We start from the raw sequence: 24767 nt of genomic DNA, 5'->3' as shown, positions 1-24767 counted from the left end.
ACGAGCGTCAACGAGCGGGCATCGGGGGCAGCTCGAACTCGTCCGCCGGCGGGGAGAAGCGGCCGGCCAGGGCGCCGAGGCGCTGGGCGGGGCGGCTGGCGACGGCGCGCAGCACGGTCCACAGCACCCGGCGGGCGGCGAGGGACTGCGGGTTGGCCAGGCCCGGGGTGCCCGGCGGGAGCGACTGGCCCTTGTCCACGAACGGCCGCATCGTCGCCTCGTAGTCGGCCAGTGCGGCGCGGTGGTCCTCGGTCGCGGCGAGCGAGGCGGCGAGGACGTAGGCGCCGGTGAGCGCGAGCGTCGTGCCGATGCCGCTGACCGGGGTCGCGCACCAGGCGGCGTCGCCGAGCAGGGTGACCCGGCCCGCCGTCCAGCTGGGCAGGTGCATCTGGCCGAGGTCCTCGAAGTAGAACGGTGCACCGTCGTCCAGAGCGGCCAGGATGCGCGGCGCGGCCCACCCGGCGTCCTCGAAGGCGCGGCGCAGCACGGTGACCTGGCCGTCGCGGTCGAGCTCGTCCAGGCCGCGGACATCGGTCATCAGGTTTACCGAGGCGCGGATGCTGCCCACGTCGTCCGGGCGCAGGTTGACCCCGCGGCCCTTGCCGGCGACGTACCAGCGCCACCAGTCGGTGTCGTCGTCCTGGCGCGGGATCGTCAGGTAGGCGATGACCATGCCGAGGTGGTCCTTGCGGGCGTCGGGGAAGACCAGGCGCCGGGTGCGGGAGTTGACGCCCTCGGCGAGGACGACGAGGTCGAAGCGCTGCTCGCGGCCCGAGGCAAAGACGACGTCCACCCCGTCGGCGTCCTGCTCCAGGCTCGCGATCTGGTCGCCGAAGAGGTAGGTGACGTCGTCCTTCGTGTGCTCGTACAGCAGCTCGCTGAGCCGGCCGCGGAGGATCTCGAGCTCGGCGGTGGGCCCGCTGGTGTCGTCGGTGCCGGCGGGGAAGGCGGCGACGTCGCGGCCCTGGTCGTCGACGAACGCGGTGCCCTGCTCGCCGGTGGTGGCGGCCAGCGCGGCGTCCTCCAGGCCCATCCGGCGCAGCACCTCGCGGGCGGCGCCGCGGACGTCGACGTTCTGGCCCTCCTCGCGCAGGGCGTCGGTGCGCTCGACGACGGTGACGTCGAAGCCGGCGCGGGCGAGCCAGAAGGCGGCGGTGGGTCCGGCGACGCTGGCGCCGGAGACGAGGATGCTGCGGGTGGTCATGCACCCAGTAGACACGTTCGCTAGATTGTCTAGCAAATGGACGACGACGTGACCTCTGCCGCGCTGCCCGGGTTGACCGAGGTGACCCTGGGCGTGCGCGACCTGACGCACGCGTTCCGGGAGCTGACCGCCCGGATCGCCCGCCGGCTGGACATGCCGGTCACCGATGTCACGGCGGTCGGACTGGTGGACATGCTGGGCCCGATGACGGTGGGGGCGTTGGCCTCGCGCCTGGACATCCGGACGGCGTCGGCGACCGTGCTGGTCGACCGGCTGGTCGCCGCCGGCCGGGTGGAGCGCCGTCGGCACCCCACCGACCGGCGCAGCACGCTGGTGCACCTGACCCCGGCCGGGCGCGCCGAGAGCTGGGGGCTGTGGGAGCCGGCGATCCGAGCGATGGACGCGGTCGCCGCGGACCTGCCCGCCGAGCACCGCGGCGTCGTGGCCGACTACCTGCGGCGGATCGCCGAGGCGGTGCAGGAGCACCCCTGACGGGGCGGTGTCGAGAACGCGATGACGGTTCCGTCCCAGGGGTGGAGGCGGCCAGGATGGGCCGCACGCGACCGAGAGGACACCTCATGGCCAAGTACCTGCTGCTCAAGCACTACCGCGGCGCACCGGCTCCCAGCAACGACGTCCCGATGGGGGAGTGGACGCCGGAAGAGGTCACCGCGCACATCCAGTACATGAACGACTTCGCCGCCCGGCTGCAGGAGAACGGCGAGTTCGTCGACGCGCAGGCGCTGGCCCAGGAGGGCACCTGGGTGCGGTTCGACGGGGAGGGCAAGCCGCCGGTGACCGACGGGCCGTTCGCCGAGACGAAGGACCTGATCGCCGGCTGGATGGCGATCGACGTCGACTCCTACGACCGCGCGCTGGAGCTGGCCGCGGAGCTGTCGGCGGCGCCCGGTGCCGGGGGGAAGCCGATCCAAGAGTGGCTCGAGCTGCGGCCGTTCATGTCCGAGGCGCCCACCGTCACCGAGTGACCCCGGACCTGCGGGCGCTGGTGCCGCAGGTGCTCGGCGTCCTCGTCCGCCGTGGGCTGGACTTCGCGACGGCCGAGGACGCCGTGCAGGACGCACTGGTCGAGGCGCTGCGCACCTGGCCCGACGACCCGCCGCGGGACCCGCGCGCGTGGTTGGTCACCGTTGCCTGGCGCCGGTTCCTGGACGCCCAGCGCTCGGAGACCGCGCGCCGGCGCCGAGAGGAGGCGGTGGACGTCGAGCCGGGCGAGGTCCCCGGTACCGACGACTCGCTGTGGCTCTACTTCCTCTGCGCACACCCGTCGCTGTCGTCGTCCTCGGCGGTGGCGCTGACCCTGCGCGCGGTCGGCGGGCTGACGACGAGGCAGATCGCATCGGCGTTCCTCGTGCCCGAGGCCACGATGGCGCAGCGGATTAGCCGGGCCAAGCGGACCATCGCCGGCGCCCGCCTGGACACCCCGGGCGACGTCGGCACGGTGCTGCGGGTGCTGTACCTGGTGTTCACCGAGGGCCACTCCGGGGACGTCGACCTGGCCGCCGAAGCGGTGCGGCTGACCCGGCAGCTGCATGCGGCGATCGACCACCCCGAGGTGGCCGGGCTGCTGGCGCTGATGCTGCTGCACGCGGCCCGGCGTCCGGCCCGGTTCGCCGCCGACGGGTCGCTGGTGCCGCTGGCCGCGCAGGACCGGTCGCTGTGGGACACCGTCCTCATCACCGAGGGGGTCGCGGTGCTGCAGTGGGCGCTCTCCCGGGACCGGCTGGGGGAGTACCAGGCGCAGGCCGCGATCGCGGCGTTGCACGCCGACGCCCCCTCGACCGCTGAGACCGACTGGGTGCAGGTGGTCGAGTGGTACGACGAGCTGGTCGCGCTGACCGACAACCCGGTCGCCCGGCTCAATCGGGCGGTCGCCGTCGGCGAGGCCGACGGACCGCGGGCCGGGCTGGCGGCGCTCGCGCCGCTGGACCCCGCCCTGCCGCGCTACGCCGCGGTGGCCGCGCACCTGCACGAGGCGGACGGCGACCGCGCCCGGGCAGCGGAGCTGTACGCCGAGGCGGCCCGGGTGTCGACGAACACCGCCGAGCGCGACCACCTGGCGCGGCAGGCGGCCCGGCTGCGCATCTGAGAACAACGCCCGCCCTTGTTCGCACTTAGCGCGGTAAGTGCGAACAAGACGACCGCGTCACCCCACCCGCTGCTCGGCCAGGAACCCACCCACCAGCGGTAGGAACTCCTCCGGCCGCTCGACGCCGAGCGCGTGCGAGGAGCCCGGGCCGGTGAAGAACTCCAGCCGGGCGCCCGGGATGGCGGCGGCGACCTGGCGGCCGTGCCAGGGCGGGGTCAGGAGGTCCTGCTCGCCGGCGATCACCAGGGTCGGGGCGGTGATGGAACCGAGCCGGTCCAGGGTGTCGTGGCCGAGGTCGGCGTCCCACTGCTCGGCGGTGGCCGCGATCTGCTCGGGCGTGCTGGGGAACAGCGGCAGCAGCTGCTCGATGAGCCCGCCGAACTCGGGGCTGTCCAGCAGCTGGGGGGAGAACGCGACCCCGAGGACGCCGAGACCGCCGGCCAGGTCGCCGTGCCGCCAGGGGTAGGCGAGGCCGGTCATCATCGCCCGCTGGAACCCGTCGGTGCGGGCCCAGGTGCAGTAGAGGACCAGCGAGGAGACCCGCTCGGGGACGGCGAGGGCCAGCTCCTGGGCGATCGCGCTGCCCAGGGAGTAGCCGAGCACGTGGGCCCGCTCGATGCCCAGGGCGTCGAGCAGCCCGCGGGCGTCGGCGGCGAGGGAGGCGACGGTCATCTCGCCGTCCCCACGGCTGGTGCCGCCCATGCCGCGCAGGTCGTAGGTGATCACCCGGTGCGTGGCGGCCCAGACCTCGGCCATCTCGGTCCAGAAGCCCAGCGACTGGCTCGTGCCGTTGATCACCAGCAGCGGCTCGCCCTCGCCGTACTCCTGGACGGCCACCGAGATGTCGCCGACCTGGACGGTGCGCTGCTCGGTCACGGGGTCTCCTCGGGTGTGACGGGTGGGTGGCCTGGATCACACCACACGCCGACGACGCGCGGGTGGGGGGTGGACAAGCCGGTTCCGAAAGTGCAGCGTGAGACCTGGATCACAACCGGGCCTGGCGGCGGGGCAGGGCCACAGCCGAGGGGGAACCGCACGTGACGACCATCGAGCAGAGCACGGCCACCGAGCACGTCGACGTCCTGGTGGTGGGGGCGGGGATCTCCGGCATCGGGGCCGCGTACCACCTGCAGGAGCGCTTCCCCGATCGCAGCTTCCGGGTGCTCGACGCGCTGCCGGACAAGGGCGGCACGTGGTGGACGCACCGCTACCCCGGAGCCCGCTCCGACAGCGACCTGTTCACCTTCGGCTACCGCTTCAAGCCCTGGCGCGGGCCCTCGATCGCGACGGCAGCAGAGATCCTCGCCTACCTCGACGAGGTGGTGGAGGAGAACAAGCTGGGCTCGAAGATCAGCTACGAGCACCGGGTGACCGCGGCGCAGTGGTCGTCGTCCGAGGCGCGGTGGACCGTCGACGTCACCGATGTCGCGAGCGGTGTCGAGAGCCGGCTGACCACGGACTTCTTGTGGATGTGCCCGGGCTACTACAAGCACGACCAGGGCTACACGCCGCAGTGGCCCGGGATCGAGGACTACCAGGGCCAGGTGGTGCACCCGCAGACGTGGCCCGAGGACCTCGACCACACCGGCAAGCAGGTGGTCGTCATCGGCTCCGGGGCGACGGCGGCGACCCTCATCCCGGCGATCGCGAAGACCGCCAAGCACGTGACGATGCTGCAGCGCTCGCCCACGTTCTTCTACGCCCGGCCGAAGACCCACGAGCTGGCGACGACGCTGCGCGGGCTTGACACCCCCGAGGAATGGACCCACGAGATCCTCCGGCGGGCCTACATCACCGAGATGAACGAGCTGACCCGGATGTCGTTCGAGGAGCCCGAGGAGCTGCGGACGTTCCTCATCGGGTCGATGCGCCCGCTGCTGCCCGAGGGGATGGACATCGACAAGCACTTCAACCCGGCCTACCGGCCGTGGCAGCAGCGCATCGCCGTGCTGCCCGACGGCGACATGTTCGACGCGCTGAAGGACGGCAGCGCCTCGGTGGTCACCGACACCATCGAGACCTTCACCCGCGACGGCATCAAGCTCAGCAGCGGGGAGACGCTGGAGGCCGACATCGTGGTCACCGCGACCGGCTTCGACCTGTCGGTGTTCGGCAACATCGCCTTCGCCGTCGACGGGACGCCCGTCGACTTCGCCGACACCGTCACCTGGCGCGGGATGATGTTCAGCGGCATCCCGAACCTGGTCTACGTGTTCGGCTACTTCCGGCACAGCTGGACGCTGCGGGCCGACATGATCAGCGACGTCGTCTGCCGGCTGTTCGGCGAGATGAGCACGCACGGTGCGAGCACCGTCGTCCCCGAGCTACGGCCTGAGGACGGCGACATGACCCTCGGCCCGTGGGTGGACCCGGCCAACTTCAACCCGGGCTACCTGGCGCGGTCGATGCAGCTGATGCCCAAGCAGGGCGACCACGAGCCGTGGCTGGGCCTGCAGGAGCACGCGGTGGAGAAGGACGACCTGCCCGGCGCCGACCTGGACGACGGGTCGCTGGTCTACCGCTGACGGGGCCGGGGGTGTCCCCGCGGGGACACCCCGTGGCCTCCGCTGCCCGGGGAGCGGTGCCGCTCAGGACTGCCCGTCGACCTCGCTGTCGTCCGCGCGAGCTCTACCGTCCGGGTGGAGACGCCGCTGGTCGAGCCGGTCGGCCCAGGCGAACAGCAGCACCCCGACGATCATCGCCAGCAGCGTCGATCCGAAGACGTAGAAGACCAGGCCCCCGTTGAGCCGGTCACGCGCGACGAGCCACAACACCGCGAGGACGACCACCCAGACCAGCGGGCTGGCCATGCCGAGCACGCCGAGGCCGCCGAGCACCCGGACGGGGAGGGGGCGGGGCTGCTGCGGTGTGGTCACGCAGGGAGCCTAGGAGGAGTCGCGTCGGCGGCCCGGGTTGACTGACGCGGTGGACGCCGTCGTCAGAGCTCTGCACGCACAGCCCGTACCGGTCACGGAGGCGCCGACCGCCGTGCCGGCCGTCCCCGGCCTCTACGCCTGGTGGGGCCGGTTCGGTGCGCTGCCCGGCGTCTCCGGACCCAAGCACCCGAGTGCCCCGGTGCAGCTGCTCTACGTCGGCATCGCGCCGAGCGGGTCGACCTCGCAGGCGACGCTGCGCTCGCGGGTGGTGGGCAACCACGTCCGCGGGACAACGGGCTCCTCAACGCTGCGCCGCTCGCTGGCAGCGCTGCTCAGCGAGCAGCAGGGCTGGCACAGCCGCTGGACGTCGCGGCCGGTGCTGGTCAACAGGGACGAGCTGGCGCTGTCGGAGTGGATGGCCCAGACGCTGCAGCTGACCTGGGCCGAGCACCCGGAGCCGTGGACGGTGGAGGCCACCGTCATCGCCGAGCTGGAGCCGCCGCTCAACCTGGCCGACAACACCGCCCACCCGCTGCACGGTTATGTGAGCGACGCACGCCGGCGTTGGCGTGAGGCCGCAAAGGCCGCCGGTCGCTGACGACCCGTCAGTCGATGAACCCCAGCGGCTCGGTGACCGGGATGCCGGCGAGGGCCTGCAGGGTCAGCAGGACGACGAGGACGGCGAACCCCACCGAGGCGATCGCGACGACCCGGTAGCGAGCGCCCGGTGCCTGCAGCGCGGGGACCCGGCGGGACAGCAGCTCCAGACCCAGGGCGAGCAGCGGCAGCACCTGCAGGGCGTGCATGCCGACGAAGTGCGGCACCCGCAGGTCCCCGCCCACGGTCGACCAGCCGAGGAACGGCAGGCCCGGCCCACCGTCGGCGACCCCGACGGCGTGCGCGCCGGCCACCCCGGCGAAGTCGTCGAGCTGGGCGCTGGTCGGCGAGGTCATGAAGAAGGCCACCGCCATGCCGGCCAGCCCGATGACCAGTCCGGCCCGGATGGCCAGCTGTCGGGCGGGGTCAGCGTCCGGCAGTCGCCAGAGCAGGGCCGCGACGACGAGGGTGACCAGCCAGACGGCGGCGATCGCCGTCCCCATGGCTGCCCAGAGGGCGGTCGCGGTGGGGGAGGAGACGTTGAAGTGGCTGGTCGTGCCGGCCGCGACGGCACCGGTGATGACCAGCATCTCCACGACCATGGCGACGACGACGACCCACGCGCCGAGCCGGCCCAGCCGCTGGCGGCGCTGGGGCAGCAGGCTGAGCAGCCAGGCCAGGGTGAGGGCGTAGACGGCGATGGAGACCGAGAACTTCAGCGGCTTGAACCAGCCGTTCGTGCCGGTGATCTGCACCGGGTCGACGGTGGCGAGCCCGGCAATGACGACGGCGGTGGCCGCCATGAGCGCGGCCAGGCCGAGCAGCGGCCGGTTGAGGGTCCGAACGGCGGGACGGTCGAGGACGGCGGTCATGTGGGGCTCCCGGGGGTGGGTGCGAACCGGCGGACGGACTCGTTCTCCTGCGCCATGCGGCGGAGTCCGGCGAACAGGGCGTCCCCGAGCACGGTGCCGACGACGACGGTCTGCGCCGCCACCGCCGGCCCCTGGTCGAGGATCTTGGTGACGGCGTCGAGGTCGGCCTCGGCCACCAACTCGGCGGCGCGGAGGTAGTTCGGCAGGGTGGCGGCGAGGTCGTCGCGACCCAGGGCGCGGTACCGGTCGAGGACGGCGGCTGCCGCAGGCAGGCCGGGGTTTGCGTCGTGGACCTGCCAGCCCAGCGCGTCCGCCGCTTCCTGGACCTGTCGCAACGACTCGTCGGACGGCGGTGTGGCGGGCCGGGGGAGCGAGGCCTGCGCGATGCCCAGGGTGTTACCGAACGGGTGGCCGGGGTCATCGGCGGCGGCCAGGACGTCCTTGACCGCCGCGACGCTGAGCCCACCGACCTCGATGAGGCTGCGGACCAGGTGCAGGCGGGTGAGGTGGTCCTCGGTGTACTCGGTCTGGTTGTAGCCGGTGCGCTCGCCGGCGGGGAGCAGGCCCTCGCTGACGTACCACTTGATCGAGGTGGCGCTCACCCCGCTCGCGCACGCCAGCTCTGCGATCCGCATGGTCGACAGCATGGCTGTCGATAGTGCTGCTGTCAACTGTGGATCCGCATATGCAGTTGCACCTGCGTAGCCCGCAGACCGACCACATCGACCGGTACCAGATCCACCACCCGTCGCTGGACACCGAGATTGAGGAGCCCCTCGACGTGCTGACCGACATGCAGCGGGCGAGGAAGATCCGCTGCCTCGGCTCGTCCACCTTCCTGCCGTCGCGGGTCGTGCAGGCGCAGTGGGTGGCGTCGGTGCGGCAATCCGACAGCTTCTTCACCGAGCAGCCGCCCTACGCGATGCTGGTGCGCGGGATCGAGCGCCAGCTGCTGCCGGGGGCCTAGGAGTACGGCATGGGCCTTTAGGTGTGGAGCCCACTGGCCGGTCGCTGGCTATCGGGCAGGTGGCGCAGGTGGCGCAAGGGCGTCAAACGCCCCCGAGACGCACCGCGCGTCGGCGATGGGTGGCCGGATGGCGTCGCGCTACGACCCATCGGACCCAGTCAACCAGCGCAAGCTGGATGTCGCAGCTGGCGGTCGCGTTCATCATCCGGCCCCCGCAAGTGACTTTGTCGATCATCGGGCCGCGGACGATGGAGCAGCTGACGAGCCAGCTGCCGGCGGTGAACGTCGTCCTGACCGACAACGTCCTGGACGCAATCGACGCAATCCTGCCGCCTGGGACCAAGATCCGCGCCGACGATGCCGGCTACGCACCGCCGGCGCTCACGGAGTCGGCCTTGCGTCGGCACCGACCACGACCCCGAACACCCGATTCGACGAGTGAGGAGGCGGTCGATGGCGACCGTGGATCTGCTGGCCACGCTCGACACCAAGGGCCAGAAGTACAGCTGGCCGGGCGCGCAGCTGCAGGCCGCCGGCTGCGAGGTCGTCGCGGTCGACGTCGGCAGCTCCAGCGACGACGCGGCGGCCGACATCCCGTCGTCCGAGGTCTCCTCCCGGTCGGGTGTGGACGTCGGCCCGCTGCTGGCAGCCCGTGACCGCGGCGCGGTGATGGACACGATGGGGAAGGGCGCGGCAGCCGTCGTCCGGGATCTCCTCAAGCAGGGCAGGCGGCCCGCCGTCTCGCCGTCGGTGGGTCCGGTGGTTCTCCGATCGCGGCTCCGGCGACGCAGGGGCAAGACCATCAGCGAGCGAGTAATTCGCTTGGGGCCTCAGGCTTGACTATTAGAGGCACGCATGGCTCGATACTCCGAGAATGGAGCTATGGCTGAGCTTCCTTCAGGCTGGCGACAGAAACAGCCCTAGCTGACGCCTTGTCCAAGGTGCTCGCAGGCGGGGTGTTGCGCTCGTCGGATGACTGCCCGACGTCCCGGCATCGCGCCCGTCGCCGGGCTGTCGCCCTGGATCAGGACGAACTCACCGGTCGCCCGGTGGGGAGGCTATGGTGCATGCGCCTCAATCCGAAGCTGCGACGGGGGATCCAATGGCTTTCCAGACACCTGTGACGGTTCAAGAGGTGCTCGCTGGCATCCATGAGAAGCGTTACCTGCTACCGGCGATCCAGAGGGAGTTCGTCTGGGGTCCGGATCAGATTCGCCGACTGATGGACAGCTTGATGAGGGGCTACCCTATCGGGTCGTTCCTCTTCTGGGAGGTCGAATCGAATACGGCGTCTCATTACGCGTTCTACGACTTCCTCACGGACTACCACGAGAAGAGCCACCCCTATGCCACCAAGGCGACTGTGCCGACCGGTCAGTCCACGGTGGCGATCCTCGACGGGCAGCAGCGTCTCACTGCTCTGAACATCGCGGTCTACGGGAGTCATGCAGAAAAGAAGAAGTACGCCTGGTGGAACAGTTCCGACGCTTTCCCAAAGAAGAGGCTGTACCTCAACCTGCTGGACGACGCAGATCACGAAGAGCTGTCGTTGCGGTACGACCTCCGTTTCCTGACGGATTCCGAAGCGGAGCCGAAGGCGGGCGAACCGTCCAAGTGGTTTCGAATCGGTGACATCCTCCAGCTCGAGAATGCCGGCCCGGCCCTGATGGACGCGTTGACCAGTCGTGGTTTGGACTTGAACAGCACAGGTTCGTACAAGCGGCTGTACAGCCTCTACGACGCGGTGCGCGTGAACAAGCCGATCAATTATTTTCTTGAAGGATCACAGGATGCCGACAAGGTGCTCGACATCTTCGTTCGGGTTAACAGTGGCGGCACAACATTGTCGTACTCCGACCTGCTCCTCTCCATGGCGACCAATCAGTGGCAGCACCGCGATGCGCGCGAGGAAGTGCGTGCCTTGGTCCAGGAGTTGAACACCGGCGGCTCGCGGGAATTCGGGTTTTCGAAGGACGTTGTTCTCAAGACTGCGTTGATGGTTGCGGGTGTCAATCTGCAGTTCCGCGTAACCAACTTCACCCAGGAGAACATGAAGAAGGTCGAGGACGCCTGGGATCTGACGCGACAGTCCTTGCTGCGAGCAGCCACACTCCTCAGCCGGTTCGGCTTCTCGAGCAGGAGCTTGACGGCGGACAGTGTGGTGATACCCATCGCATACTTCCTGGCGTCGAAGGGGCTCGACGATTCTTACCTCGACTCGACGGCTCGGGCGCAGGACCGGTTGGCGCTGCAAAAGTGGGTCAACCGGTCGGTCATGAAGCGCGGGATCTGGGGTTCCGGGCTGGACACCACCCTTGCCCGGATTCGTCAGGCCATCGACGATTCGGCCGGCGCCGATTTCCCCGTCGCTCCGATCCAGACGGTCATGGCTTCGATAGGGAAGTCCCTGGAGTTCGACCCGACCGAGATCGACGAATTGCTGGAGCTGAAGTACGGCGGGCAGCGGACCTTCCCAGTTCTGGCGATGCTCTACCCCGGTCTTGATCTCAGCAAGATCTTCCACGAAGATCACGTCTTCCCGAGGTCGCGTTTCACCAAGAAGCGCCTGACGGACGCCGGCGTGGCGCCTCATGAAGTACCGACCTTCATGGACTGCGTCGATCGGCTGCCCAACCTCCAACTCCTGCAGGGGACGGTCAACATCGAGAAGCAGGCCGAGCTCCCCGCTGAGTGGCTAGTTCATGCCTTTGCGTCACCGAACCATGTCGACACCTACGTCCAACAGAACGATCTCGACTCTCTCCCGAATTCGATCGTTGGCTTCATGGACTTCTACGAGAAGAGAAAGTCACTGCTCCGACAGCGGTTGCAACAGCGGCTTGGCGTCTCACCATCGTCGGTGACTTCGAGTTCCTGACGCTTTGGCGCTCGCCGAAGGGCTGAACTCGTGCCGCGTCGGGTCAACGCGTCACGAGGGCAGTCAAGCGGCCTTGAACATCGCGTAGCGCTCTAGTAGTCGGTCCGTATCTGGCCGTTCTCGCCTGGCCGCCGGCACCTTCATCAGAGGTTTGTTGTGGTGTTCCTGCAGCCCATGCTTCAACATCGGACCGTCCTGTTCGTCCAGCACTCGCGGGTGGACTTCCACCGTGTAGTCCGGCCGGATACCTAGGATGTTGCGGTCGAAGGCCGCGTGGTGGAGCTTGCAGAGCGCCAGCCCATTCGTGATGACGGCGTCGCCGCGCGGTTGCGAGTCCGGGATGATGTGCGCGGCGTCCAGGAGCTCACGGTGGTTGAGCGAACAGACAGCGCACCGTGTCTCGTACGCCAGCATGACCTGACTTGCGAAGAGCGGTTGGTGCAGCCGACGTCGCGTCATCGTGACGAGGTACTGCCGCAACGCCGCCTCGATCTTGCTCCCCGGCTGGACCTGCCGCTGCTCCTCGGTGAGCGCCAGGACGAATTGCGCTTGCTCTGGTTCCTCGGCGATCAGATACACAGGGAAGATGGCCTGGAAGATGCCAGGGCGGATCCCGCAGAACCACAGCAGGGGCGCCTGCTGGTGCATTGCCCCGCGAAGACCGGCGTTCTCTGCGGCGCCGCCCTCATCCCGTCGCAGCTTGTAGCGGTGTAGCCCGTCAGGGCCTTCCGAGTCGTCGTAGGGTCGCCAGGCTGCACCTTCCGGTGCTGCGGTCAGGATGCTCAGTGCCGCCGACCACCCGCGCGGCTTGCGAATCCCTCGCCCGGCGTCGACCAAGGGAAAGCGGCTGCCGTCGACCTGGAAGTCGTCCCTCAGTTGGACACGGCTGACCGGCACCGTCCCGTCGAGAGTCACCTTGCTCAGCCAGTCCAGTGCTGCTGCTCTGATGTGCTCCTCGCGAACTCCGTCAACCACCAGCTGAGCCTGCCTGCGAGCTGGCTCACCCACAACCACGTCGCTCTCGGGGCGTGTCGTACCGCCGTCCGCAAGCGAGCTTGCGTGTCGCCCATGCGGCGCGCGGCCGTATGTTTGGTCTGCCATGCTCGAGCTCGTGCATGACAGACCGATCCTGGGGCTCTTCGCAGGGATCGGGGGTCTTGAGCTCGGGCTCCGGCAGGCTGGCTTACGAGGTCCCACCGAGTTGTACGAGCGATGGGGCCCAGCGCGCGCGGTCCTGTCGCACCAGTTGCCTGAGGCGGAGCTGAGTCGGGACGTCACGGAGCTCAGCGGCTTCGACGACGCCGCGATCGTCACGGCGGGCTTCCCATGCACCGACCTCTCCCAAGCAGGGCGAACCACTGGGCTGGACGGCGAGGCCTCAGGGTTGATCCGCCGCATCCTCCAGCTGTTGGCGCAGTCCAGCCCCGAGTGGGTCCTCATCGAGAATGTCCCGAACATGCTCCGTCTGGGCCGAGGAAGCGCCATCCAGGAGATCACGGCGAGTCTCGAGGCAGCCGGTTACGCCTGGGCCTACCGGACGATCGACTCTCGCTCGTTCGGATTGCCACAGCGCCGCAAACGGGTCTACCTGCTGGCCTCAGCAGTTCAGGACCCGGCAGCGGTTCTCTTCAGAGAGGACGATCCCTCGGAGGAACCAGACGGGGCCGCCCGCGGGGCGTGGCGAGACAGCGCCTACGGCTTCTATTCGACCGAGGGCAACCGCGGTGTCGGTTGGGCTGTTGACGCTGTACCGACGCTCAAAGGTTCGACGACGGTCAGCATCGCCAGTCCTCCCGCCGTCTGGGTTCCTGGAAATGGCTCCGGGCGACGGATCGTGCGGCCTTCGATCGAGGCAGCGGAGGTGCTTCAAGGATTTCCGGCTGGCTGGACCGAGTCAGCGCCTCCGCGGGACCGTTGGAAGCTGGTCGGCAACGCAGTGAGCGTCCCTGTGGCTGCGTGGATCGGTGAGGGCTTGCTGAGCTCAGGCAAGACCGAGGCGGCGATCGACGGATATAATAAGTCTCCTCACATGCCGGGTTCCTCGTGGCCCCGAGCAGCGGCGCATGTGGACGGCAAGACCTGGGACGTAGCCGTGTCCGAGTGGCCACGCTCTCCCGCCGGTGACAACCGGCACCTGGTGACCGTGCTCGATCGCTACGGCAGCGAGCCGCTGTCCTATCGAGCGACGAGGGGCTTTCGAGACCGTCTGAAGCGGAGCAATCTCAGGCACACGGCCGAGTTCATGGCTGCGCTCGACGAGCACGTGATGCTTGCGGCGCCTTGACATCGTCCGAGCTGGGCGTACCGCCGTGCACGACGGCGAGGGCGCTTGCTGCGACGTCCGGAGGCGGCTCGTGCTCCCAGAACCGCAATACCGTCCAACCCAGGTCATGGAGCTGAGCAGTGACGTCGGCGTCGCGGGCTCGGTTGGCGGCGATTTTCTCCGCCCACCAAGCAGCGTTGGCCTTGGGGGACGTCCCGTGCAACGGACAGCCGTGCCAGAAGCAGCCATCGATGTAGACGGCGACCCGCGCCCGGGTGAAAGCGATGTCGATCGTTCGTCTGCGCTGACCCGGAACCGGCCAGGCCACCCGGTAACGGAGCCCGGCCGCGTGTAGCAGGCGGCGGACGGCCATCTCCGGTCCGTTGTCGCGCTTCCGGACGGCGCTCATCCGTCGCGACATCTCGGAGCTGGACGACCCGGGGTGCGGGCCGGGCTGGGGAGTCCTTGCCGGCACGCATACCAGCCTCGCACGCCGACGCACCCGAACCGCGATGTCCCCAGTTGACTCAGTCAGGCGGTGTAGTCCACCAGGTAGTCGCACTCACGCAGACGGTCGAGGTGGGACTTGACCGACTTCGCCACGGCGGCGTCTCGTAGGAGGACGCCACATTCCAGATTCGTCTCGGCAGCCGCCGCGGAGAAGTTCGCGCTCGTCACCAGCGCCGCCAGACCGTCGACCATCACCAGCTTGGCATGCTGGACAGCCCACTTGCCGTCGTCGGGTTCGCGCAACGTCCAGATGCGAGCTCCGCCGAGCTTCGCGGCGAGCGCCGCAGCGATCTGCCCCTGCTGTTTGCGGTCGACGACGACGGTGACTTTCACGCCCCGCTCCAGCGCCTGGCGCAACGCCGTCAAGTACGCCGACCCCATACCCGCCGAATAGGTCGCGGCGTAGACGTACGTCTGTGCCTCGTTGATCAGTGAAGACACGGCGAGCGTTGTGTGCCCCTCGCTGCTGGGAAGACTTGGTGACGTCCAGACGAGCTGCGGTCGCACCGCCTGAGCCACGCCCCCGAGCGCCTCGAGGACGACGGACACGGCGCCGACATCACCGCCGAGATCCGTGAGGACCGCCTCAAGGAGCTCGTGAGCCCGGGCCCGCCGCGACGGGTGGACACCGCGGATGGCTTGGTGCAGCAGCCCGTGACCGAGCGCCAGATTCGCCTTGAGCTTCCGAGCCTCCTCTTTCGTCACGAACGCCCCGAGCTCGGCCGCCGCCGTCACCACGCTCCGGCCGGCAGCAGGACGGAGAACAGCCCGGGCGTCGCGACGCTGTCGTCGGCCACGAGGTCCAGGACCATCCGCCGGTCGAGGAAGCGGTTGGTGCGCTCGCAACTCGTCTCGCTGACGAAGAGGCAGAAGTGGCAGGCCGCGCCGTGGAGGAAGTCTTCCTTGCCACGGGGCGCTCGGTGGGAGCAGATGGGGTCCGACGAGCACCGGGTGCCTCGGCGAAGAGCTTCGAGCACCACTCCCCGGAGCTTCGCCGGTTTGGCCAGCTCCACCAGGCCGCCGAGCGTTCCCTCGCTGTCCGAGGACGTGGTGCTGATCAGGAGGCCGGCCGCTGCTGGGACGTCGCCGTTCTCGGGCCAGGCAAAGATCCGCTCGGTGAGGCTGGCCGAGCCGTATCCGCTGGACATCGCCATCTCCCGGATGAGCAGGTGCGACAGCGTGTGGATCGCCCAGTAGCGCGGGGAGGGGAAACGCCCGTCGGGATCGATCTCTGCGGCGGTCTTGCTCGTCCGCCGCAGGAAGTTGAGGCGATGTGCCTCGCGATAGCGCTGCCACACCGGACGGACGAGCACGTCGGCTTCCCAAGCGGCGACGCGCTCCTCGTCGAACTGCAGGAAGACGCCCTCGCCACGATCCTCGGTTGCCGGGACCCATGTTGGAGTACCCGTGCGGGTCAGAGGTGCGACGCGATCTGATGCGTCGTCGATGCGGTCGAAGGCATCGATCCGGGTGAAACCGATGAAGGCATTCACCTTCTTGAGCCGTTCGACCGCTACAACACCCGTCACCATCGGCTCCAGCTCTTCGGCGACCTTGCGTGACTCTGCCTTGAAGTCGGAGGAACCGCTGTACTTCGTGAATTTCGACCGGTCGCTCAGCACGGTCCATTCGGGTGCCAGCAGGGTCCGAGGATCACGACGGGCAGCTGCCTGATCGGCTTGGTCCTCTTCGGTCGCCTGACTGGTCGCGATTTGGAAGGCATCCCACAGGACGGCGTTGTCGACGTCCTCAAGACCGCCGAGGCCGTTGACGCCAGCGAGGAGCTTCAGGGAGTCCATGGCCTCCGGGCCGTGGATGGCAGCCAGGACCGGCTTCGGCAGAGACTTGATGGCCGGAGCCAGCTCGGACGCCGATGCTTGATCCTCCCGAGGCAGGGAGAGGGCGCTCACGGTGTTCGAGAACCATTGGTTGGCGGCGCCGAGGAGCATGAGGCGGCCCTGCTCCTGGCACTTGAAGAACGCGTCGAGGTGAGGGTGTCGTCCACGACAGCGAGGCAGCTTGGTGTCAGCGCCGCGGGCGGTCGCCTCCAGCATGCCGCGCTTCCGCTTGCACGCTTGGCAGGTCATCCGGACGTCCGGACCCAGGTTGCTCTTCCACTCCTGCATCCGCAGGCGCGGCCGGGCAGCGGCGGGGCACTTCTCACCGCGGTGCACCCAGGCGACATAGGGGAACTCGTCGAGGTGACCCTTCTGGCAGGCGATGAGGTAGCGGGCCGGGACGGCCGTGCGGTCGCGGGGCTTGCGCTTGGTCGCGCCCTCCTCGGACCATCCGGTGCACTTCATGTGTACGAACTCCGCCTTGTCCGGCCGGAACGGGTTGGTGTTCCGGTACTCGAAGCTGACGCCGTCCGACACCTGCCCGAGCAGACCGCAGCCTGTGCACCGGAGCCACTGCGGAAAGATCCGGCCGGGGATGCCGAGGTCCGTCGCCGAGTCCTGCTGGCCGATCTCGGCCGAAGCCCATGGCGGCTTCCGGAGCTCCTGCACGCTCTTCTCGAGATGTGCCTGGACGACCTGCAGCAGTCGGGGCTCGACGATCGTCTCCGGCGGCGTGGGGCGTCGCCGATAGATGCGTTCCCAGTCGTCCAGCCCGTGCGGCATGACCGACAAGTGCGGTAGGTCGACCGTCGAGCCGATGCCTTGCGTGTAGAGCAGCGCGGACGGTCGGACGGCGCCGACCTTGGCTCGGTTCTTCGGCTTGTTGTCTTCGACGTCCGCGATCGGGTCGAGCTCCTGCTCGACGCTCGCCACTACCGGCTCGGGAGATGCCCCGGAGAGGTCGGTGACCTCAGTCGCGTCGTCCGACACGGTGGTCATGCGTCCTTCCCTGTGGGCGGGGTGAAGTCCCATCGTGGCGCATCGACGGGCTCCTTGGCGGCGAGCCGGTCTGGGCTTGGGCTGACGAGCAGGTTGATCTCCGGCTGTACCTCGCGCATGGAGTTCGCGACGACGAACACCTTCTCCGCGGCAGTCGTAGTCCGGACCTCAGGACTGATGAGCAGGGGGCGGGTCAGCTGGTTCTTGTCGGTCGACCGCTCGTATACCAGCCCACCTGACTCCTCCTTGGCCCGGCCGAACCAGCGGTCCTTCCGCTGGATCAGCTTGGCTCGGACGCGCTCGTCGAAGTCGGGCTCGAGGTACGCCCGCGAGGCTCGCTCGGTCAGGCGCTCGATGACCTTGTCCAGACGCTGGCTCTCGTCGAGGACCCGGCCGGCGCCCAACTCCGGAGACAGGGAGTCGGGCCGGCCGACGTCCAGCACCCGCGCTGCACTGACGAGTACGCCCATGAGCCCGCGCTCCAGGGCAGCCTCCGAGAACGGCGTCACGCTGAGCGCTTCCACCTGGGCGTAGAACGTTTCGTGGTAGTGCCGGAACTGTTCGAAGTGAGCCATGTCGCGTGGCCTCGCCCAGTTGGCGAGCGACACGACCAGACCGGGCTTCGAGGCATCGCGTCCCACGCGGGACGACGCCTGGATGTACTCGGCGGTGTTCTTCGGCTGGCCCACCACCAGCATGAGGCCCAGGCGCGGAACGTCGACGCCTACCTGCAGCATCGACGTGGCGAGCACGAAGTCGTATGGCCGCTGGCCGTACCCGCCCTTGACCTTCCCCTCCTGCATCGCGTTGCCGAACGCGGCCTTGCCGGCCGTGCTCCAGCGCCCCGGGTCGAACTCAAGGGCCAGCCCATCCAGCGTTGCGCCGATCTCGGACGCGGAGATCCGAGATGTCAGCTCGCCGATGGCAAGGCGCGAGAAGTCCGTCGTCCGGCGCGGGAACGGCTCCGTCTTGCCCGACACACGCGTGGTGACGTCATCGTCGAGGTACCGACGCATGCCGGCCAGCTCACGGGTCGCGCTGAAGTAGGCGACCGAGGTCATGTACGGGTCTGCTGCCTTGCCGTGCTCGTCGAGCAGCTTCTGCCCGGCGAGCAGAAGGACCTCTGCGATGCGGATCTCGGCGAGCGTGAGCCGGATGCCGTGCGCGGCGACACCCAGATACTTCCGTCCGGGCTGGTCCTCGGTCACCGCCAGCTCCTGGGAGAAGTACGTGTGCCGGACGTCGAGGACCTGGGGCGGGAAGACGTCGACGCCGCGCCCGTACAAGTTGCGGACCTGCTCATCGGCCTTCCGCACCGTCGCCGTGGAGGCGACGATCAGCGGTAGAACCGCCTGGCCGCCCTGAGACCACGAGCAGAGCACGTCGACGACGTTCTCGAAGACACCGACCGCCGTCCCCAGGGCTCCAGTGATCAGGTGCAGCTCATCCTGGATGATCAGGTCCGGAGGCCGCAGGCGCGGCACCGGCCGGACTTCCACGGCTGGGTAGGCGACGCCGCCCTTCGTGACCGCGTTGTGCTTCTGGCCCTTGCAAGAGTCGCCGCGGGCGTCGGGGTGGCGGTAGCCGTGCCGCTCGCAGTGCTCGGCGACGTAGCCGAAGAGGCTCGCGGCTTCCCCCTCACGCGCCAGCCGTGCGAACTTGTCGACGGTGGCAAGCAAGAACGTGGGCGGATGGCGGTAGATCTCTTCGTCGACGGTGAGGATGGGCAGCCCCTCGTCCTCCGGTCCCCGCGCGGAGAACGGGCACTCCTCCGCGTCGTCACCGCAGTAGACGTGAATCCGCTGCGTCGTAGCTACCGCCTCGACGTCGCTCTTCGGATCGATCGGCGTCCCGCACCAGGGGCAACGCTTGATCTGCAGCACGGTGAGGCCGTGGGCCCTGCCGTCCTCGGACTTGGCCAGCTGCACCTGTGCCTGTGCCTCGGCGAAACGCTTTGGACTGACGCTGCTACCGACCCACAAGCCGATCCGAAAGGGCTCGCTGCCCCAGGTTGCCTCGTCTTCCTGGCGAATCAGCTCGGTAGCGCAGACCAGTGCTGCGGCGCGCTGGAACTGCTGGGAGGTCAGGAGACGAAGGGTGTATCGCATGAGCACGGCGACGCCGTCACCGCCGTCGAGTTCTCCGTCCTTGCCTTGGAGGGTGCCCTGCAGTCGCCGTATCGCGAACGTGAACGCGGCCAGGCCGAGATAGGCCTCCGTCTTTCCGCCACCGGTAGGAAAGAAGAGAAGCTCGACACGGGCGTCGTGGCCGCTGCGATGGGGATCGGACGGGTTCACGAGCGCCGGCAGCTGCATGAGGATGAAGGCCAGCTGGAACGGTCGCCATGACGCGGCCTTGTCACCGTCGGCTTCCACCTCGGCCAGGGCTTCGTCCACGGTGACGCCGGCATTGGCGGCCCTCTTGGCGGCGACCTGAGAACGGATGCGCTGACGGCGCATCGCGCGGTTCATGAACCGGAACGCCTTGAGGGTGTCCGGGTCGCCCTCCAGGAGCGCGAGGCCGGCCTCTAGTCTCGATGCAGCGATGCGCGCGTCGCCGATCGCCTCGGACGCCGTCTCCTTGAGGTGGTCGGGGAGGGAACCAGCCGTCTTCGCCTGGTCCTCGTCCAGCCACGTGACGTACCCGGAGACCATCGGCTCAAGTGCCCGGCGGATGTCGCCGGCCCCGATATCGGCCAGGACGCGCATCGCGGTCACGGTCTGACCTGCAGCGCCCGCGACTGTCTGAGGGACGTCGGCCGTCGGCAGCCACGTGGTCAAAACCTTGGTGGCCCGTCGTTGGTCGCCCGCTTCCTCCCAATTCACTGAGCAAGTGCGGCCGACCGCGTACTCAAGCCTGTGCTTGTACTGCAGGTCAAGACGTCGTCGCTCCGGGTCGTCCTCCCGGTAGCCCGGCTCGCAAATATCGCGGCTCGGCAGGAAGCAGGCCGAGCCCTCCCGAGCCTTCACGCTCAGCTCCGTTTGGAAGAGCCAGTCGCCAGGCGGCGCATCGTCACCAGTGACACGGTCGTTGCTCAAGGCCAGCTCTACGATCAAGCGATCGCCGAGAGGAAAAACCTCGACTCTTAGGCTGACGTCCTGCTTCAGCTGGACAACCTCGGTACGGCGAGCCTTCGTGCCCGCCAGATCGATCTCCTCCGCCACCTGGACGGGTTCCCGCCGGAACCAAGTCCGATTGCGCCCGGTCTCCTCGTTCACGCGCTGGAAACTCCCGTACCGGCCCCACGCGGCCGTCACGACCAGCGAGCCAGCATCGGACGCGACCTGGAAGCGCAGGCCCATGGACGAGGGGTGGGTCAGAGCACCCTTCGGTCCGGAGTCCTCTTCGTCATCGGAATCCGCGGTCGCAATCTCCTCGTCGGTCGGCACGGGAACGCCGTGTTGACCGGCGTGCTCCGGGTCGGCCTCGCTGATCGCCTGCACCGGAGCGCCATCGACGCCCTGGCTCTCCGCTCCATCGGCGTCGAACGGCAGGCGGTCGAGCCCGGGGTCAATGGTCACGGGTGCTATTCCCCCAATGGCGTACATGGCCCGTGGGCTGGCCGGGATCTCTTCTTCGGCCCCGCCCCGGGGGCCGAGCAGCTCTTGGCGGATGCTCCTGAGGAGCTCCTGTCGAACAACCACCGAAGGCCCAGCCTCGCTCATCGAATCCTTCTGTCTCGATCGAGCCGGCGGCTGGATCCTGCGCGTTGGTGATTTTCCTCTATCAACCGGTTGAGCAGCTCCGCCTTGACGTCGGGGGAGCATTCCAGGCGAGACTCTTTGTGTCGTGGATAGAAGGAGACAGAGGTGTCAAGGTCCCCCCATCCATAGGAGTCGAGCATCACCCGATCGAGATCAAGGTGGGCTGCCCGTAACTCGACAATATCGGCATCGCAGCATTCTGGGTTGTGAAAAAGATTGTAGGTTGCAGTCAGGCCCACGTCTCTGCTCGTCATCACGTGCTCCCTGGCTTCCGCGATAGCCCGCCCAGTCCGTGCCAGCTCGTCGTTCGGCATTGGTCTCGGGAAAGTTTGGAAGATGTCGGTCAGCGAATAGTTCAATCCAACGCCCCGTGTGGATCCGAACCGCTCGGCCCAAATGCTGTGAACGCCAGACGAGAGTATGGCTATGCTTGCAAAGCTGCAATCGACGAACACGCCCACCTTATGGCTGAAGAGTTGTGCGGCCGGGACTCGCGTCGGAGTCAAGTACTTGCTCACGAGACTTATCGCCAGCACGTCAGTTCGTCCCGAAAGTGCGGCAGATAGTGCCACGGCTCGGCGCTCGTAGATCCACCAGAAGTGCTGGAGCTTCGGCTTGTTGGTGAGTCCTTGGCGGTAGGCCCGCAGGTTTCTTTCAAGGTGCTTCAGCGGTTCTTTGTAGTGAGATGCTCTTGCGAGATCCCAATCGTGAAAGTTCACGGCGAACCGCGAGGCCGCTAAGTTCGGTGAATCGTTGAGGTCGTCTCCCGTCAGATAAGGTAGCAAGACCTCCCGGTTCGTAGGCTCCGCCACAATCATGCGTCTCGCCTCGCTAGGGTCCATGAGAAACCCGATCCCGTTTAGATTAGCTCCCATGAATGCCAGGCCCTTGTTTTCCAGTAGCTTCACCGGATCGCTCAGGGTGCGACCGGCGGGCTCCAATGCGGCGTCGATTCGATGCACGTGGCGACCGTCGCACTGAGCGAGCAAACTCTGTGGATCAGAGGGACCCATAGCGAGCCACAGTTTTGCGATTCGCACTTTAGCGCTGCGGGTGGGCCAGCGTGTGCTTTTTGTTGACCTGTAGATCCACGCCAGACCCTCTGCTAGTAGAGGAGTTAAGCCAACATCTCGACTGTCCCCTTGAGCGATCGAGTCAGTGGCGATCAGTCCAAGGGTCGCGTTCGCGGCCGCTAGGCCTGTGGCCCGTCGGAGGAAGTAGACGGATAGGTCGGCGACGCCGTCGCGCCCTTCGCTGAGTATGTTGAGATACCAGCGGCGGAGCTCTGGACCATGGGCTGTGGAAATATCACGACCGTACATGAATGGAGGATTGCCAACGATGGCATCGAAACCGCCGTGCTCAAGGAGGACGTCGGGGACTTCAATGATCCAGTGGAGCGGTGTCCAGCGTCGGTAGTCGGTGGGAACCGTCGGGGTAAGTCCCTGATCGATAATGCGTTCAAGGTCCGCTGGGTCGCCGCGGGTGTCGTCTGCGGGAAGCGCCGTGATCAACGCACCCTCAAGGCCTTTGTACGCGTCGTCGAGCGGAGCGCCGGGTTTGCCGCCGAGGCGGAGTGCGGTGGCAACAATGCCGTCGGCGATGAGCCGGAGCTTCGCTGTTAACTGCTGGGACTGCCGGAGTAGCTGGTGCTTACCGTTTCGGGTGCGCTGCGGGTCTCGGTCGTCAACGGCGGTGGCCAGCTGCCGACGGATGCGGACGACCTCATGAAGCACAGTTTCGGCGTCGACGTAGGCGGTGAGCTGCTCGAACATCATGGGCTTTGGGTCGACACGCCGATGCCTGAGCTGGTCGATAGAGGTCAGGCCGAGCAGTGAGTTACCGTGAAAGATCTTGTCATCGACGAATGAGAATGGCTTGGTCGGGTCGAGGGAGACCAGCCAGAGGGACAGCTTGCACATCTCGACGGCCATGCCGTTGATGTCGGCGCCGTAGAGGCAGTGCGCGATGACCTCGCGGATGGCACGCGTCCGAAGATTGCCGTCGACGTGGTCGGCGTCGACGATGCCTTCGGCCGTCCACGCCTCGACGAGGCGGTCCGCTAGGTAGCGGGCGGCGGCGACGAGGAATGCGCCCGAGCCAGCCGCGATGTCCGCGATCTTGAGGTCGAGGATCGCCGAGCTGGACTTCAGCCGCCAGGCGTCTTCGTCCTTGGTCTGAAGCGGCCCGGGTTCATAGACCAATGGTTGCAGGGCGTGGAGGACGACCTCCTCGGCCAACGACCGCGGGGTGTAGTGGGCGCCGGCGTTCTTGCGCGATGGGGTCTCGGAGACCACCAGGCCGCCGCGCGGGACGACGTAGGGAAGTTCGCGCAGGTCGCGGCGGATGTAATTGGACCAGTCAACGAGGGCGGTCAGCAGGTCGTGGTCATCCCCGGCGACCGGCTTGAGCAGCCGGTTCATCTCGGCCTCATCGACTTCGGCATCGTAGAGTTTGGCGAGCTTGGCCGCAGAGACCAGCTTGGCCGCGGGTTGCGTTTGCTTGACCCACTCGGTGAGCCGGGCGGCGAAGTCCGTCCCGCCGGTCGACTGGTCGTAGATGTTGGCCACGGTGTCCAGGTCGATCTCGGGCTCTTCGCCCTCCTTGCCGACCAGTCCGAGGACCACGTCGGCATCGACCTCACGGCACGTGTAGCCGAGCAACCCTTCGTAGATGTAGCCGATCTGCTCGACGTCGACGTCGCGGAAGGAGATTCGAAGCGCCTGGCCACCGACCTTGGCCACCTGCACCGACTCGAGGACGTGCAGCACAGTGCGGTCCGACACCCGGAGACGGAGGCCGCCATCGGGGCGCTCGGCCGCCAACCACGGGAACCGCTGGGGGTCGAACAGCGATCCGCCGTAGGCCGGCATACGGACCTCGTCGAAATTGGCACCGCTGTAGAGGGCGCTGCTGACTGCGAGGAGTCGGTGCCAGACGTCGGAGGAGTGATCGAGGTTCTCCTCACCCTCTCGCCTGGCCCGAGCTTGCAGATCGTCGAGCAGGTCGCTGATTCCGTAGGCGGCCCGGTACAGCTCCGCGGTCGGAAGCATCCCGCGCTCCTCGGCGAAGAGCAGGAAGACCACCCGCATCATCACCGTGACTGCGGCCTGGTAGATCTCGTCCGGGTCCTCGCACAGCGGGTCGACCGACCCCTTGGCTCGCGCGGCGAGTCTGGCCTCGGAGAAGGACTGGACGAGCAGCTCAACAGATTTGCGGACCTGGACGCCGAGCGCCTCAGTGATCTCCTCGGCCTCAAGCACGCTCCGCTCGAACAGGCGCGGCAGCCGGCGCTCTGGGTTTTTGTGGCGCAGCGAAGAGGCGTTGACCACGGTCAGGAAGGCATCGCGCAGCTGCGGCTCTTCGCGCCAGGTCAGCCCATCCACCACACCGGATCCGGTGGTGGTGCCCTCACCGGTCCACACGAGCGCCCACCAGCGGCCGTCGGTCACTACGCCGATCGCGACGTGCGCCTTGCGCAGCAGCGCGGCCATCCGGTCGATCTCGCTCGCCGACCAGCCGTCCAAGCCCGCGGCATGAAGACTCTCCGTCGAGGGTACGACGCGGAGCAGGCACACCAGCTCGTCGTCACGGCCACCGAGCCCACCGTCGGGACGCACCGTGATCGTCTCGCCGGGGGACCGGACGACCAGATCACCCGAGAGGCCCGCTGCCGCGACCCGATGGGGTCCCCACAGCGCGAGATCGTCGAGGACCACGTCGATCCAGGAAGCAACGGCACGGCCGTATTCCTCGACCGAACCGGACCGGGAGCGGTCGAACGCCGTCTCCCAGGCGGCGTGGTTCTCCTTGAACGCGACCAGTCGGTCGTCGACGTCGCTGAGCCGGTCCATCCCGTCCGGCCACATGTCCTTGAGGACAGGCAGCGACAAAAACGGGCCATCCGTCTCCACCTGCGCCAGCCAATCCTGGTGCAGCCGAGACACGCTCG

General features: G+C 68.0%; 20 protein-coding genes and 1 pseudogene. 10 read left to right on the top strand and 11 right to left on the bottom strand.

Annotated elements, in window-relative coordinates; translation table 11 throughout:
• Positions 1-7 precede the first annotated feature (7 nt).
• Positions 8-1204 carry an FAD-dependent monooxygenase gene (locus ASG36_RS18685; RefSeq protein ID WP_055767478.1) on the bottom strand — a complete coding sequence of 399 codons (1197 nt, stop codon included), beginning with the start codon at positions 1202-1204 and terminating at the stop codon, positions 8-10.
• 36 nt (positions 1205-1240) lie between these two features.
• Between ASG36_RS18685 and ASG36_RS18680 the strand changes: the two genes are divergently transcribed.
• The 3 genes from ASG36_RS18680 to ASG36_RS18670 all read left to right on the top strand — a co-directional run bounded on the left by ASG36_RS18680 (position 1241) and on the right by ASG36_RS18670 (position 3311).
• A complete protein-coding gene (locus ASG36_RS18680) occupies positions 1241-1696 on the top strand; it encodes a MarR family winged helix-turn-helix transcriptional regulator (protein ID WP_055767475.1) in 456 nt (151 codons plus the stop codon).
• A gap of 86 nt (positions 1697-1782) precedes the next feature.
• Positions 1783-2190, top strand: a complete 408-nt coding sequence (locus tag ASG36_RS18675; protein WP_055767472.1) for a YciI family protein — start codon at positions 1783-1785, stop codon at positions 2188-2190.
• On the top strand, positions 2187-3311 hold the full coding sequence (locus ASG36_RS18670; RefSeq protein WP_055767469.1) for an RNA polymerase sigma factor: 1125 nt from the start codon (positions 2187-2189) through the stop codon (positions 3309-3311). Before ASG36_RS18675 ends, ASG36_RS18670 begins: the two co-directional genes overlap by 4 nt.
• Before the next feature lie 57 nt (positions 3312-3368).
• Here ASG36_RS18670 and ASG36_RS18665 read toward each other — a convergent pair whose 3' ends face one another.
• On the bottom strand, positions 3369-4187 hold the full coding sequence (locus tag ASG36_RS18665; protein ID WP_055767466.1) for an alpha/beta fold hydrolase: 819 nt from the start codon (positions 4185-4187) through the stop codon (positions 3369-3371).
• A gap of 161 nt (positions 4188-4348) precedes the next feature.
• Here ASG36_RS18665 and ASG36_RS18660 point away from each other — a divergent pair, with 161 nt between their 5' ends.
• The gene (locus ASG36_RS18660; protein WP_055767463.1) at positions 4349-5836 is read left to right on the top strand and encodes an NAD(P)/FAD-dependent oxidoreductase; all 1488 of its coding nucleotides are present in this window, start codon (positions 4349-4351) and stop codon (positions 5834-5836) included.
• 63 nt (positions 5837-5899) lie between these two features.
• On the opposite strand, the gene ASG36_RS18655 is transcribed toward ASG36_RS18660, so the two are convergent.
• Positions 5900-6187, bottom strand: a complete 288-nt coding sequence (locus tag ASG36_RS18655; protein ID WP_055767460.1) for a hypothetical protein — start codon at positions 6185-6187, stop codon at positions 5900-5902.
• 49 nt (positions 6188-6236) lie between these two features.
• On the opposite strand from ASG36_RS18655, the gene ASG36_RS18650 reads away from it, so the two are divergent.
• Complete coding sequence (locus ASG36_RS18650; protein WP_055767458.1) at positions 6237-6785, top strand: GIY-YIG nuclease family protein; 549 nt, start codon at positions 6237-6239, stop codon at positions 6783-6785.
• A gap of 7 nt (positions 6786-6792) precedes the next feature.
• On the opposite strand, the gene ASG36_RS18645 is transcribed toward ASG36_RS18650, so the two are convergent.
• Both ASG36_RS18645 and ASG36_RS18640 read right to left on the bottom strand, forming a co-directional pair.
• Positions 6793-7656: a hypothetical protein gene (locus tag ASG36_RS18645; RefSeq protein WP_055767455.1), complete on the bottom strand. Its 864-nt coding sequence runs from the start codon at positions 7654-7656 to the stop codon at positions 6793-6795.
• Positions 7653-8291, bottom strand: a complete 639-nt coding sequence (locus tag ASG36_RS18640; protein ID WP_162245210.1) for a MerR family transcriptional regulator — start codon at positions 8289-8291, stop codon at positions 7653-7655. Before ASG36_RS18640 ends, ASG36_RS18645 begins: the two co-directional genes overlap by 4 nt.
• 50 nt (positions 8292-8341) lie before the next feature.
• Between ASG36_RS18640 and ASG36_RS22075 the strand changes: the two genes are divergently transcribed.
• The 4 genes and pseudogenes from ASG36_RS22075 (at position 8342) to ASG36_RS18625 (ending at position 11501) form a co-directional block, all read left to right on the top strand.
• Positions 8342-8623 carry an aldo/keto reductase gene (locus ASG36_RS22075; RefSeq protein WP_055767448.1) on the top strand — a complete coding sequence of 94 codons (282 nt, stop codon included), beginning with the start codon at positions 8342-8344 and terminating at the stop codon, positions 8621-8623.
• A gap of 176 nt (positions 8624-8799) precedes the next feature.
• A pseudogene (locus ASG36_RS23110) lies at positions 8800-8889 on the top strand (hypothetical protein); the annotation flags it as partial.
• 187 nt (positions 8890-9076) lie between these two features.
• Positions 9077-9463, top strand: a complete 387-nt coding sequence (locus ASG36_RS22780; RefSeq protein ID WP_055767445.1) for a Tm-1-like ATP-binding domain-containing protein — start codon at positions 9077-9079, stop codon at positions 9461-9463.
• A 295-nt stretch (positions 9464-9758) separates the two neighbouring features.
• Positions 9759-11501, top strand: coding sequence for a DUF262 domain-containing protein (locus ASG36_RS18625; protein WP_200944563.1), 1743 nt, complete (start codon positions 9759-9761; stop codon positions 11499-11501).
• Between the two features lie 63 nt (positions 11502-11564).
• Here the strand turns inward: ASG36_RS18625 and ASG36_RS18620 are convergent, their stop codons facing one another.
• A complete protein-coding gene (locus tag ASG36_RS18620) occupies positions 11565-12476 on the bottom strand; it encodes an HNH endonuclease (protein ID WP_200944562.1) in 912 nt (303 codons plus the stop codon).
• A 124-nt stretch (positions 12477-12600) separates the two neighbouring features.
• On the opposite strand from ASG36_RS18620, the gene ASG36_RS18615 reads away from it, so the two are divergent.
• Complete coding sequence (locus ASG36_RS18615; protein ID WP_055767439.1) at positions 12601-13785, top strand: DNA cytosine methyltransferase; 1185 nt, start codon at positions 12601-12603, stop codon at positions 13783-13785.
• On the opposite strand, the gene ASG36_RS21630 is transcribed toward ASG36_RS18615, so the two are convergent.
• The 5 genes from ASG36_RS21630 to ASG36_RS18595 form a co-directional block, all read right to left on the bottom strand.
• Positions 13742-14185: a very short patch repair endonuclease gene (locus ASG36_RS21630; protein WP_082523277.1), complete on the bottom strand. Its 444-nt coding sequence runs from the start codon at positions 14183-14185 to the stop codon at positions 13742-13744. The genes ASG36_RS18615 and ASG36_RS21630 overlap by 44 nt on opposite strands.
• 110 nt (positions 14186-14295) lie before the next feature.
• Entirely contained in the window at positions 14296-15009 is a 714-nt protein-coding gene (drmC, locus tag ASG36_RS18610; protein WP_055767437.1) for a DISARM system phospholipase D-like protein DrmC, read from the bottom strand.
• Positions 15006-17111, bottom strand: coding sequence for a DUF1998 domain-containing protein (gene drmB, locus ASG36_RS18605; protein ID WP_200944561.1), 2106 nt, complete (start codon positions 17109-17111; stop codon positions 15006-15008). Before drmB ends, drmC begins: the two co-directional genes overlap by 4 nt.
• The gene (gene drmA, locus ASG36_RS18600; protein WP_055767433.1) at positions 17108-20776 is read right to left on the bottom strand and encodes a DISARM system helicase DrmA; all 3669 of its coding nucleotides are present in this window, start codon (positions 20774-20776) and stop codon (positions 17108-17110) included. The genes drmB and drmA overlap by 4 nt, the downstream gene beginning before the upstream one ends.
• Positions 20773-24762: a type IIL restriction-modification enzyme MmeI gene (locus ASG36_RS18595; protein WP_200944559.1), complete on the bottom strand. Its 3990-nt coding sequence runs from the start codon at positions 24760-24762 to the stop codon at positions 20773-20775. Before ASG36_RS18595 ends, drmA begins: the two co-directional genes overlap by 4 nt.
• Positions 24763-24767 lie beyond the last annotated feature (5 nt).

Origin of the sequence: Geodermatophilus sp. Leaf369 (genome assembly GCF_001424455.1) — a bacterium.
GTDB lineage: Bacteria > Actinomycetota > Actinomycetes > Mycobacteriales > Geodermatophilaceae > Klenkia.
This window is presented reverse-complemented; position numbering and strand designations above follow the sequence as displayed.